Source organism: Tepidimonas sp. (assembly GCF_036824975.1).
Lineage (GTDB): Bacteria > Pseudomonadota > Gammaproteobacteria > Burkholderiales > Burkholderiaceae_C > Tepidimonas.
In genome coordinates, this window is record NZ_DAISZC010000015.1 from 21,453 (window position 1) to 34,241 (window position 12,789).

10 protein-coding genes are annotated in these 12,789 nt (G+C 66.7%); 9 read left to right on the top strand and 1 reads right to left on the bottom strand.

Annotated features, from left to right (window positions below; all coding sequences use genetic code 11):
• Window positions 1-111: 111 nt before the first annotated feature.
• The 8 genes from V7Z54_RS03225 (at window position 112) to lysS (ending at window position 10,169) form a co-directional block, all read left to right on the top strand.
• On the top strand, window positions 112-2,595 hold the full coding sequence (locus V7Z54_RS03225; protein ID WP_334134312.1) for a DNA translocase FtsK: 2,484 nt from the start codon (window positions 112-114) through the stop codon (window positions 2,593-2,595).
• 132 nt (window positions 2,596-2,727) lie between these two features.
• Entirely contained in the window at window positions 2,728-3,384 is a 657-nt protein-coding gene (gene lolA / locus V7Z54_RS03230) for an outer membrane lipoprotein chaperone LolA (RefSeq protein ID WP_334134327.1), read from the top strand.
• The gene (locus V7Z54_RS03235) at window positions 3,381-4,724 is read left to right on the top strand and encodes a replication-associated recombination protein A (RefSeq protein WP_334134314.1); all 1,344 of its coding nucleotides are present in this window, start codon (window positions 3,381-3,383) and stop codon (window positions 4,722-4,724) included. Before lolA ends, V7Z54_RS03235 begins: the two co-directional genes overlap by 4 nt.
• A 246-nt stretch (window positions 4,725-4,970) precedes the next feature.
• A complete protein-coding gene (locus V7Z54_RS03240) occupies window positions 4,971-5,900 on the top strand; it encodes a branched-chain amino acid ABC transporter permease (protein ID WP_334134315.1) in 930 nt (309 codons plus the stop codon).
• A 24-nt stretch (window positions 5,901-5,924) separates the two neighbouring features.
• Window positions 5,925-7,025 carry an ABC transporter permease subunit gene (locus tag V7Z54_RS03245; RefSeq protein WP_334134317.1) on the top strand — a complete coding sequence of 367 codons (1,101 nt, stop codon included), beginning with the start codon at window positions 5,925-5,927 and terminating at the stop codon, window positions 7,023-7,025.
• 12 nt (window positions 7,026-7,037) lie between these two features.
• Entirely contained in the window at window positions 7,038-7,808 is a 771-nt protein-coding gene (locus V7Z54_RS03250; RefSeq protein WP_334134318.1) for an ABC transporter ATP-binding protein, read from the top strand.
• Window positions 7,809-7,810: 2 nt separating this feature from the next.
• Entirely contained in the window at window positions 7,811-8,539 is a 729-nt protein-coding gene (locus V7Z54_RS03255; protein WP_334134320.1) for an ABC transporter ATP-binding protein, read from the top strand.
• Between the two features lie 85 nt (window positions 8,540-8,624).
• Window positions 8,625-10,169, top strand: coding sequence for a lysine--tRNA ligase (lysS, locus tag V7Z54_RS03260; RefSeq protein ID WP_334134322.1), 1,545 nt, complete (start codon window positions 8,625-8,627; stop codon window positions 10,167-10,169).
• A gap of 158 nt (window positions 10,170-10,327) precedes the next feature.
• Here the strand turns inward: lysS and rpoH are convergent, their stop codons facing one another.
• Window positions 10,328-11,338: an RNA polymerase sigma factor RpoH gene (gene rpoH, locus V7Z54_RS03265; RefSeq protein WP_334134323.1), complete on the bottom strand. Its 1,011-nt coding sequence runs from the start codon at window positions 11,336-11,338 to the stop codon at window positions 10,328-10,330.
• Window positions 11,339-11,498: 160 nt separating this feature from the next.
• Between rpoH and V7Z54_RS03270 the strand changes: the two genes are divergently transcribed.
• On the top strand, window positions 11,499-12,789 hold a 1,291-nt coding region (locus V7Z54_RS03270), incomplete at its 3' end, for a DNA methyltransferase (RefSeq protein WP_334134324.1).

Consider the following 12,789-nt stretch of genomic DNA (forward strand, 5'->3'; position numbering starts at 1 on the left):
TGGGCGTTTGCCCCGCTCGACCAGGGGTGTGCGCACACCCGGCGGGCGCTGTGGCAGCGGCGGCGCTCGGGTTAAGCTTGTGTTTTGCACGTCGCACGAGATGCCATGCCGATGAGTCGATCCGTCAACGCCAGCAATGGCGATCTGAGCCAGCCCGCACGGGGCCTGCGCCGGTTCGTCCACGAAGCGCTGCTGCTGCTGGGCGCGGTGCTGCTGGGGTTCGCGCTGCTGGCGTTTTGGAGTCACGACCCGGCCGACCCCGCTTGGTCCACCTCGGGCACGGGGCTAGGGTACCGCAACTGGGCAGGGCGGCTGGGTGCTTGGGTGGCCGACATCGGCTACACGTTGTTTGGGGCGTCGGTGTGGTGGCTGCTGCTGGCCGGTGGCCGCGCCTGGCTGGGCGGGCTGGCGCGCTGGCTGCGTCCGGTGCCGTCCCCGGCGGGGGCCGCACCGGTCGCCATGCCTTGGTGGCGATCGCCGACGGCTCGCGGTGCCGGCTACGCGCTGGCGCTGTGCGCGCTGTTGCTGGCCAGCAGCGCCCTCGAATGGAGCCGTCTGACACGCTGGGACGAGTGGTTGCCCGGACGCACCGCCGGCGGCGTGCTGGGCGCCTGGATCGGCCCGTGGGCGGTGCGCTGGCTGGGCGGCACCGGGTCGGTGTTGGTGTTGTTGGGTGTGCTGGCGGTTGCGCTGGCCGTCGTGCTGCGGTTTTCGTGGGCGCAGGTCGCCGAGCGCATCGGCGCGGCCATCGAGCAGGGGATCGAGCGCTGGCGTCAACAGCGCGAGGTGGAGGAGGACGTGCGCATCGGCCAACGGGCCGCGCGCGAGCGCAGCCGGCAGGAGGCGGCCCTGCGCCACGCCGCTGCGGCGCGCACGGCCGCGCCCGACGCCGCCGGTGCCGCTGGCGTGGCGCCGTCCGAGACGGCCGATCAGGTCGCTGATGGCGCTGTGCCCCACACCGCTGCGGCAGCCGCACCAGCGCAGGACGTGGCGGCGTCGCACGTGCCCGCGCGCGCCGCAGGCAAGCTGCAGATCGCCCCCGCCGTGACCCAGGTGGCATCCAGTGAGCGCGTCAGCCGTGAGCGTCAGCAGGCCCTGTTTGCTGACGGCGAGTCGCCCTTGCCGCGGCTGGATCTGCTCGACCCACCGGCACGCCAGCAAGCCACCGTGGCGCCGGAGACGCTGGAGATGACCAGCCGCCTGATCGAGAAAAAGCTGGCCGACTTTGGCGTCGAAGTGCAGGTGGTGGCCGCGCAGCCGGGGCCGGTCATTACGCGCTACGAAATCGAGCCGGCCACAGGGGTGAAAGGCTCGCAAATCGTCAACCTGGCCAAGGATCTGGCGCGCTCGCTGTCGCTGGTGTCGATTCGCGTCATCGAAACCATTCCGGGCAAGAGCTTGATGGCGCTGGAGCTGCCCAACGCGCGGCGACAGACCATTCAGCTTAGCGAAATTTTGGGTTCGCAGGTGTACCACGACGCCAAGAGTCTGCTGACGCTGGGGCTGGGCAAGGACATCGCTGGGCACCCGGTGGTGGCCGATCTGGCCAAGATGCCGCACTTGCTGGTGGCGGGCACCACCGGCTCGGGCAAGTCCGTCGGCATCAACGCCATGATCCTGAGCCTGCTGTACAAGGCCGAGCCTAAGGACGTGCGCTTGTTGCTGATCGACCCCAAGATGCTGGAGCTCAGCGTCTACGAAGGCATTCCGCACCTGATCGCGCCGGTGGTCACCGACATGAAGCAAGCCGCCAACGGTCTGAGCTGGTGCGTGGCCGAGATGGAAAAGCGCTACCGCCTGATGAGTAAGGTGGGGGTGCGCAATCTGGCCGGCTACAACGCCAAGATCGACGAGGCGGCAGCGCGCGGCGAATCGATTCCCAACCCGTTTAGTCTGACGCCCGAGTCGCCCGAGCCGCTGCAGCGCTTGCCCTACATCGTGGTGGTGATCGACGAGCTGGCCGACTTGATGATGGTGGTGGGCAAAAAGATCGAAGAGTTGATCGCCCGCCTGGCGCAGAAGGCGCGCGCTGCCGGCATCCACCTGATTCTGGCCACCCAGCGCCCCAGTGTGGATGTCATCACCGGGCTGATCAAGGCCAACATTCCCACCCGCATCAGCTTTCAGGTCAGCAGTCGCATCGACAGCCGCACCATTCTCGACCAGATGGGTGCGGAAGCCCTGCTGGGTATGGGCGACATGCTGTACCTGCCCGCCGGGACGGGCTTCCCCACGCGCGTGCACGGCGCCTTTGTCAGCGATGACGAGGTGCACCGCGTGGTCGCCTTTCTGAAGGAGCGTTACGGCGAGCCGGACTACCTGGACGACGTGCTCGAATCATCCGCTGGCGAGGGGTTCGAGGGGGCGCTGGACGGTGGCGGCGGCGAAGGTGGCGAAAAGGATCCGCTGTACGATCAGGCGGTGGCCATCGTGCTGCAGGACCGCAAGGCCAGCATCAGCTACGTGCAGCGCAAGCTCAAGATTGGCTACAACCGCGCTGCGCGCCTGCTGGAGGATATGGAAAAGGCCGGCCTGGTGAGCGCGCTCACCGCCAGTGGGCAGCGTGACATTTTGGTGGGCAGCCGTCCGGAATGAGTGTGGATGGCGTCCTGTGGCGGGTACCGAGGGCGGCCCCGGTGGCGGCATGTGCGCCGGGCGCCGCACCAGTGTACCCAGACGCTTCGGAACCGCCCCCCTGAGCTCTGTTTCACAATTCATGGCATGGACATGGACCGTCGCACCGTACTCTTTGCGTTGGCAGCCGCTGCCTGGGGCGGCTGGCCTGCCGTGGCAGGCGCCCAAGGCGATGGCCTGCGCGAGCTGCAGGCTTTTTTGGCCCACGTGCAGCAAGGGCGAGCCACCTTCACGCAGACGGTGACGGTGCCACCGCGAGCTGGGGACCATGCTGGGCGCACGCGCACCAGCCGGGGCGAATTCGCCTTCCTGCGACCGGATCGTTTTCGCTTTCACTACACCCATCCGTTCGAACAGCTCATCGTGGCCGACGGACAGACGCTGTGGCTGTATGACCCCGAGCTCAACCAGGTGACTGCGCGCGCGCAGGCGGCTGCACTGGCGCAGACCCCGGCTTCGGTGCTGGCGGCGGCACCCGACTTGCGCGCGGTACGGCAGGCGTTCGAGTTGCGCGAGGGCCAGCCGCGCGAAAGCCTGGTGTGGGTGGAGCTGACCCCGCGCACGCCCGACACCCAGGTGCAGCGTGTGCGCGTTGGTTTTCGCTCCGGTGAGCTGCTGGCGCTGGAGATGCTGGACGGCTTTGGCCAGACGTCTGTGCTGCGCTTCGGGCCATTGCAACGCACCCCGCCGCTTGACGCCGCCGACTTTCGCTTCGCTCCGCCGCCCGGGGCAGAGGTGCTGCGTTCATGACGCGCGCGCCGGCGGGCCCCGGGCAACTGCACGTGCCGCTGGCCGAACGGCTGCGGCCGCGCACGCTGCAGGAGGTCATCGGGCAGCGGCACCTGCTCGGGCCCGGCATGCCGTTGCGGCTGGCGTTCGAGTCGGGCCGTCCCCATTCGTGCATTCTGTGGGGGCCGCCGGGGGTGGGCAAGACGACGCTGGCACGCCTGATGGCACAGGCGTTCGATGCTCAGTTTATTGCCATCAGCGCAGTGTTGGCGGGCGTGAAGGACATTCGCGAGGCGGTCGAGCGCGCCGAGGCGGCGCGCGCCGGGCTGCATGCGCAGCCCACTCTCGTCTTCGTGGACGAGGTGCACCGCTTCAACAAAGCGCAGCAAGATGCCTTTCTGCCGCACGTGGAAAGCGGCCTGTTTACGTTCGTTGGCGCCACCACCGAAAACCCGAGCTTCGAGGTCAACGCGGCCCTGCTGTCGCGCGCGACCGTCTATGTGCTGCGGCCGCTGGAGGAAGCCGACCTACAAGCGCTGATCGACCGTGCGCTGGCCACGGGTGAGATGCCGACACCGGACCCCGCGGCGCGCCAGCGGCTGGTGGTCTACGCCGATGGCGATGCGCGCCGCTTGCTCAACACGCTGGAGATGCTGGCCGTGGCGGCGCGCGCGCAGGCGCGGCAGACGATCGATGAAGCGTGGCTGCTGCAAACGCTGGGCGAGCGGCTGCGCCGCTTCGACAAAGGCGGCGAGCAGTTCTACGACACCATCAGCGCCCTGCACAAGTCGGTGCGCGGCTCCGACCCGGATGCGGCGCTGTACTGGCTGGTGCGCATGCTCGACGGCGGCGCAGACCCGCGCTACATCGCGCGCCGCCTCATCCGCATGGCCAGTGAAGACATCGGGCTGGCCGACCCGCGCGCGCTGCGGCTGGCGCTGGACGCGGCCGACGTGTACGAGCGGCTGGGCAGCCCCGAGGGCGAGCTGGCGCTGGCCGAGGCGGTGGTTTACTTGGCGGTAGCCCCCAAGAGCAACGCGGTCTACACTGCCTACAAGGCCGCGCGCGCCTTCGTGGCGCGCGACGGCACCCGCGCGGTGCCGCTGCACCTGCGCAATGCGCCCACCCGCCTGATGAGCGTGTTGGGCTACGGGCAGGACTACCGCTACGCGCACGATGAGCCCGATGCCTTCGCTGCTGGCGAGTGTTATTTTCCGGACGACGTCACGCCGCCGCGTTTTTATGAACCGGTGGCGCGCGGACTGGAGATCCGTATCGCCGACAAGCTGGCCGAGCTGCGCCGCCGCAGTGCCGAGGCGACGCGGCAGCGTCGCACCGAAAAGGACGATAAGACATCCTAATGAAACCGCAGTTCCATTGATAACACTGTCCGCGGCAGGTCTGCGGCCCGGAAATTGCAGGGTTTTCCCTGAGGTTGGTGCCGCTACCCTAGGGCAAACACGAACCGAAGCGCGCGGGGGGCTTGGCTACAATCCGCGCACTTCCGAACCCGCCCCGAGGCCCGACCAGGCCGGCGCCGGCGGGTTTTTTGCTAGCCCAGCGGCCAGCAGCCACCGGGCTGGTGATCCTCACAACGGAGAACGTTCATGGATGTCTTGCTACAGCAGATCATCAATGGTCTGGTGCTGGGTAGCATGTACGCCCTGGTGGCCTTGGGCTACACCATGGTGTACGGCATCATCGGGCTGATCAACTTCGCTCACGGCGATGTGTTGATGGTCGGCGCGATGACCAGCTGGATGTTGATCACGCAGATTCGGGAAGCCTCACCCGGCATGCCGGGCTGGGCGCTGTTGATCCTGGTGACGCTGGTGTCGATGCTGGTGTGCGCGGTGCTCAACTTCACCATCGAGAAATTGGCCTACCGTCCCCTGCGTAACTCGCCACGGCTGGCACCGCTGATCACCGCCATCGGCATGAGCATCTTGCTGCAGACACTGGCGCTGATCATCTGGAAGCCGGCGCCCAAGCCGTATCCGACCTTGCTGCCCAGCGAGCCGTTCCAGTTGGGCGGCGCGGTGATCTCGCCGACACAGGTCGCCATCCTGGCCACCACCGCGGTGGTGCTGGCCGGCCTGATGTTCCTGGTCAACCGCACCAACCTGGGGCGTGCGATGCGCGCCACCGCCGAAAACCCGCGCGTTGCTGGCCTCATGGGCGTCAAGCCCGACGTGGTGATCTCCGCCACCTTCGTCATCGGGGCGATGTTGGCGGCCATCGCCGGCATTATGTGGGCGTCCAACTACGGCACCGTGCAGCACTCGATGGGCTTCATGCCGGGTCTGAAGGCGTTTGTGGCCGCGGTGTTTGGCGGCATCGGTAACCTGGCCGGGGCGGTGGTGGGCGGCATCGCGCTGGGCCTGATCGAGTCGCTTGGGGCCGGATATCTGGGGCCGCTGACGGGCGGCTTCCTGGGCAGCCAGTATTCCGACATCTTCGCCTTCATCGTGCTGGCTATCGTGTTGACGCTGCGGCCCTCGGGCCTGCTGGGCGAGCGCGTCGCCGACCGGGCTTGATGCACACGCCGCAGGAGAGTCGTCATGAAACCCTCTTCCCAACAATCGAAACTGATCGTGTTTGCGGCGTCGGCGCTGGCCCTGCTGGTGTTGCCGCTGCTGCTGCAGGCCACCGGCAGCAACTCGTGGCTGCGCATCGTCGATGTGGCGCTGCTGTATGTGATGCTGGCCGTCGGCCTCAACATCGTGGTGGGCTTTGCCGGTCTGCTGGACCTGGGCTTCATCGCCTTCTTCGCCGTCGGTGCGTACCTCTACAGCCTGCTGGCCTCTAGCCACCTGGCCGACAACTTCCCGGCGATTGCCGCGATGTTTCCCAACGGCATCCACTTGAGCTTCTGGATCGTCATCTTCCTGGCGGCGCTGCTGGCGGGCATCACCGGGCTCATCCTGGGCTATCCGGTGCTGAAGCTGCGCGGCGACTACCTGGCCATCGTGACGCTGGGGTTTGGTGAGATCGTGCGCATCTTTATGCTCAATCTGGACCGCCCGGTCAACATCACCAACGGCCCCAAGGGCATTTCCGGAGTCGACGCGGTCAACGTGTTCGGGCACGACATGGCGCAGCGCCTGACGGTGCGGCTGGGCGACTGGAGCTACACCTTCGAGTCGGTGACGCTGTACTACTACCTGATCCTGCTGTTTGTGACGCTGACGGTGATCGTGGCCTACCGCATGGGCAACTCGCGCATCGGCCGCGCCTGGATGGCGATTCGCGAAGACGAAATCGCCGCCAAGGCCATGGGCATCAACACGCGCAACCTCAAGCTGGCGGCGTTTGGGTCCAGCGCCACGTTCGGCGGCATCGCCGGGGTGCTGTTCGCGTCGCTGATGCGTGGTGTCTACCCGGAGTCGTTCATCCTCATGGAGTCGGTGATGATCGTCGCCATGGTGGTACTGGGCGGTCTGGGGCACATCCCGGGGGTCATTTTGGGCGCGCTGCTGCTGGCTGGTCTTCCCGAGCTGCTGCGTCACCTGGCTGGCCCCTTGCACCACCTCACCGATGGGCGGCTCGCGCCCGAGATCTTGCGCCAGCTGCTGATCGCGCTGGCCATGATCGCCGTGATGCTGCTGCGGCCGCGCGGCCTGTGGCCGGCGCCGGAACACGGCAAGTCGCTGAGCAAGTAAGGAGCCCCTGCCATGACCGATACCATTCTGAAAGTCAGCGGCGTCTCCAAGCGTTTCGGCGGTTTGCAGGCGCTCTCAGATGTCGGCATCGAGATCCGGCGCGGCCAGGTCTATGGGCTCATTGGCCCCAACGGCGCTGGCAAGACCACGTTTTTCAATGTGCTCACCGGCCTGTACACCCCCGACAGCGGCACCTTCGAGTTAGAGGGCAAGCCCTACACGCCGACGGCGGTGCACGAGGTGGCCAAGGCCGGCATCGCGCGCACCTTCCAGAACATCCGGTTGTTTGCCGACATGACGGTGCTGGAAAACGTGATGGTGGGGCGCCATGTGCGCACCCGCGTGGGGCTGGTGGGTGCCATTTTGCGCACCCGCGCCTTCCGCGAGGAGGAGCGCGCCATTGCCGAGCGCGCCATGGCGCTGCTGGAGTACGTGGGCATTGCCAAGTACGCCGACTACAAGGCACGCACCCTGTCGTATGGCGACCAGCGCCGGTTGGAGATTGCGCGGGCGCTGGCCACCGACCCGAAGCTGATCGCGCTCGATGAACCCGCCGCCGGCATGAACGCGACCGAAAAGGTGCAACTGCGCGAGCTCATCGACCGCATCCGCCGCGACGGGCGCACCATCTTACTCATCGAGCACGACGTCAAGCTCGTCATGGGGCTGTGCGACCGGGTGACGGTGCTGGACTACGGCAAGCAGCTGGCCGAAGGCACGCCGGCGGAAGTGCAGCGCGACCCCAAAGTTATCGAAGCCTACCTGGGCACCGGAGGACACTGAGCATGGCAAACACCCTGTTGAAAGTCAGCGGCCTGAAGGTCTCCTACGGTGGCATCAAGGCGGTCAAGGGCGTCGATCTGGAAGTGCGCGAGGGCGAGCTGGTGACGCTCATCGGCGCCAACGGCGCGGGCAAGACCACGACAATGAAGGCCATTACCGGCATGCTAGTGGCCGAGGCGGGCGACGTCGTCTACGACGGGCGCAACATTCGCGGCATGGGCTCGTGGGATCTGGTCAAGCTCGGCTTGGCGATGGTGCCGGAAGGCCGTGGCGTCTTCACGCGCATGACCATCACCGAAAACCTGCTCATGGGCGCCTACGTGCGCACCGACAAAGCTGAAATTCAGCGCGACATCGAACGCATGTTCGAGCTGTTTCCGCGCCTGAAGGAGCGCCGCGACCAGCTGGCGGGCACCATGTCGGGCGGCGAGCAGCAGATGCTGGCCATGGCGCGCGCGCTCATGAGCCGGCCCAAGCTGCTGTTGCTCGATGAGCCGTCGATGGGGCTGTCGCCCATCATGGTGGACAAGATCTTCGAGGTGGTGCGCGACGTGCACGCGCAGGGCATGACGGTGCTGCTGGTGGAGCAGAACGCGCGCCGTGCCCTGCAGGTGGCCAACCGTGGCTACGTGATGGACTCGGGCGAGATGCTGATGACGGGCGAAGCGCGCGCCATGCTCGACGACCCGAAGGTGCGCGCGGCGTATCTGGGCGAAGCGGCAGTGGCGTGACGGCCGCGGCAGGGCGTCCGCCTACAATAGCGGGCTTTGCGGCGGCGCTGGCCGTGCGGCCCGCTGTTGTCTTTTGCGTGATGCCATGACTGAGTCTTCTCCCGCTGCCGTGCCTGCTGCGGCGCCCTTCGACCACAACCAGCTGATGGCCGAGCGCCGCGAAAAACTGGCTGCGCTGCGCGCCAGCGGTGCCCCGGCTTTCCCGAACGATGTGCGGCCGCAGCACAGCGCCGAGGCGTTGCACGCCGAATACGGCCACCTGAGCAACGAGCTGCTGGAGCCGCTGCAGGCGCGCGTTAGCGTGGCCGGGCGCATGATGCTCAAGCGCGTCATGGGCAAGGCCAGTTTTGCCACGCTGCAGGACGCCTCGTTTGGCCCCACCGGTGGGCGCATCCAGCTGTACCTGACCAAGGACGCGCTGGGGGATGCCACCTACGAGGCCTTCAAGCACTGGGATCTGGGCGACATCCTGTACGCCGAGGGCACGGTGTTCAAGACCCGTACCGGCGAGCTGTCGGTCAAGGTCGAGCGCCTGCGCCTGGTGGTCAAGAGTCTGCGCCCGCTGCCCGACAAATTCCACGGCATCCACGACCAGGAGCTCAAATACCGCCAGCGCTATGTGGATTTGATCACCGACGTGCAGGCGCGCAAGCGCTTCGTGGCGCGCAGCACCGCTGTCACCGCCATGCGCGACTTCATGGTGCAACATGGCTTTTTGGAGGTGGAGACGCCGATGCTGCACCCCATTCCCGGTGGGGCCAACGCGCGGCCGTTCGTCACCCACCACAACGCGCTGGAGCAGGACATGTACCTGCGCATCGCGCCGGAGCTGTACCTGAAGCGCCTGCTGGTGGGCGGTTTCGAGCGCGTGTTCGAAATCAACCGCAATTTCCGCAACGAGGGGATCAGCGTCCGCCACAACCCCGAGTTCACGATGATGGAGTTTTACGCGGCGTACTGGAACCACGTGGACCTGATGGCGTTTACGGAGCAGCTGCTGCGGCACGTGGCGCGTACCGTGTGTGGTGATGGTCGGCTCATCTACCAAGGGCGTGACGTCGATCTGGAGGCGCCCTTCGAGCGCCTGACCATCCGTGAAGCGATTTTGAAGCACACCGACGCCGGCGCCCACGTGGACGACGCTGAGTGGCTGCGCGAGCGACTGCGGCGGCTGGGGGCGGACCCCGTCAAGGAGCGCCTGGACAGCCGCAGTTTGGCCGGCCTGCAGGTGCTGTACTTCGAAGAAGTGGTGGAAGACAAGCTCTGGCAGCCCACCTTTATCTGCAACCACCCCACCGAAATCTCGCCGCTGGCGCGCGCCAGCGACACCGACCCCAGCATCACCGAGCGCTTCGAACTCTACATCACCGGCCGCGAGGTGGCCAATGGCTTTTCGGAACTGAACGACCCCGAGGATCAAGCCGCGCGCTTTCACGCCCAAGTGGCCAACAAGGCCGCCGGCGACGATGAGGCCATGTACTTCGACGCCGACTACATCCGCGCACTGGAGTACGGCATGCCGCCGGCTGGGGGGTGCGGCGTCGGCGTCGATCGCCTCATCATGCTACTGACCGACAGCCCCAGCATCCGCGACGTGATTTTGTTTCCGGCCCTGCGGCGCGAAGACTGAGCACCCGGCAGCCGCTGCGGTCTGCCGTGGCGGTCAACCGGTACTGCGGAGAATGACAAAACCGCGGGGAACGAGCGGCGCACGACACGCTGCTGCAGCCACCCCTCACCCCTGCTCGCAGCCAAACGCCGGGTCGGCGGCATCCCGGCTGCCTGCGCTCAGGTCGCTGCAGGCAGCGCTGCCGAGGTGGAGCCGTCGCGGCCCTCTGCGCGCGCAAACGCCTCCAATGCCTTGCGCAGCTTCTTCAGCGCCGCCGCTTCGATCTGGCGGATGCGCTCGGCGCTGACGCCGAATTCGGCTGCCAGCTCGTGCAGCGTGGCCCCGCCGCTGCCATCGTCGTTGACCTGCAGCCAGCGCGCGGTGACGATGCGGCGCGAGCGCTCATCCAGCTGCGCCAGTGCGTACTCGATGCCCTCGGAGCTCAGGCGCTCGCGCTCGCGCGCCTCCAGCACCGCGGTGGGTTCGGTACGTGGGTCGGCCAGGTAGGCGATGGGGCCGTGGGCCTCGTCGGCGTCGTCGGTGGGTAGCGGATCCAACACCACGTCGCCACCGGCCATGCGCGTCTCCATCTCGACGACATCTTCGCGCCGCACCTTCAACTCGCGCGCCACGGCGTCGATCTCGGCCTCGCTGAGCCGCTCGCGCAGCGCCTCCTCATCGCTGGCGCCGGCCTTCAGCCCGCGCTTGAGGGCGCGCAGATTGAAAAACAGCTTGCGCTGCGCCTTGGTGGTGGCAATCTTGACCATGCGCCAGTTGCGCAGGATGAACTCGTGAATCTCGGCCTTGATCCAGTGCACCGCGTAGCTGACCAGGCGCACGCCCTGCTCGGGGTCGAAGCGCTTGACCGCCTTCATCAGGCCCACATTGCCTTCCTGGATCAGGTCAGCTTGGGGCAGGCCATAGCCCAAATACTGGCGCGAAATCGCCACCACCAGCCGTAAGTGCGACAGCACCAGCCGTCCGGCCGCCTCCAGATCGTGCTCGCGCTGCCAGCGCCGCGCGCATTCGCGCTCTTCTTCGGCGCTGAGCATCGGGATGCGGTTGACCGCGCTGATGTAGGCATCGAGGTTGCCCAGCGGCGGCAGCGTCAGCGACGAGCTCGACCAAGCCGGCAGGGCCGCAACCGCACCGCCGTTTACCGGGGTCAGGGCAACAGACGTGGCAGCCATCGGGTCCAACCTCCTCACCATGAAACGGTTTGCTGTCATCATGTTAGCACTCTCTTAGAACGAGTGCTAACGGCAGGGTTCCCGAGACAGCGTTGGTTGGCGGCACCATCCCTGCTACGATCCCCGCCTAAAAACCGGGAAAACCAACGGAGGGCCCCGCGTGACCGACACCACCCGCTCCCACGCCAACGACATACAAACCATCATCGAGCATTGGCTGTTGTCCTTAGTGCCGACCGATGGGACAGCGGTGGGCAACACGGCACTGCGGCGGCAAATCGAGCAGCGCCTGTCGGCGCAGGGCCTGACGCTTAGCGAGCCTGACTACTGGCAGGCGCACGCGGCGCTGATCGCGCGCGGCGTGCTGGTCAAGGGTCAGGGGCGCGGAGGTTCGGTGCGGCGCGCGCACCCGCAACCACACAGATCCGATGGGGCAGAGGGCGTAGAGGGTGCACGCACGACTTGCGACACCGATGGGTTCCCGCTTGACGCCCCACCGATGGCGCAACCCGCTGCAGCGGCGGCTCGACAGCACGTCCCGTCGGTAGACCGTTTTGCCGCGGGCGGCGCGTCCCCGGGAGCAGCCCGGGACCCGGTCACGCAAATCCTTTCCTACCGCCACAGCGACCGGCGCGTGAACAACCCCGAGGTGGGAATGGTTACCCCCACCACCGACCCGAACAGCGGCAAGACCCGCTGGGCCTACGATCCGCACCTCGACCCCGCCCTGCAATTCGACCCGCAGCGCGCCCGTATCGAGGCGCTGATCGACGATGCGCTGGCCAGCGGCGACGCGCAGCAGATGAAGGCCGCGCTGGAGGAGCTGAAGCGGCTGCAAAGCCCCTACCTCAACTGGGCCGGCAAGGCCGAGCGCACCAGCTTCGAGGTGGACACCGTCAGCCTCCATGTGCACGAGCGCATCGACCCGGCCAGCATCTTGTCGGCCGTGCGCAAGACGATGAAGGGTGAAGGCAGGAGCAAGGGCATGGACAAGGCCCTCCAGCCCGGCCTGTTCGATGCGCCGTTCGAGAACCTGCCGCTGCGCGACGCCATCGACTTCTACCGCCACGAGAAGGGCTGGGCCAACCGCCTGATTGCCGGTGACTCCCTGCTGGTCATGAACAGCCTGCTGCAGAAGGAGAGCATGGCCGGCAAGGTGCAGATGATCTACATCGACCCGCCCTACGGCATCAAGTACGGCTCCAACTTCCAGCCCTTCGTCAACAAGCGCGATGTCAAGGACCGCAAGGACGAGGACCTGACCCAGGAACCCGAGATGATCAAGGCGTTCCGGGATACCTGGGAGCTGGGCATCCACTCCTACTTGACTTATCTGCGCGACCGGCTGTTGCTAGCCCGGGAACTGCTGCACGAGTCGGGGAGCGTGTTTGTGCAGATTTCGGATGAGAACCTGCACCATGTGCGGGAGATCATGGATGAGGTGTTTGGGG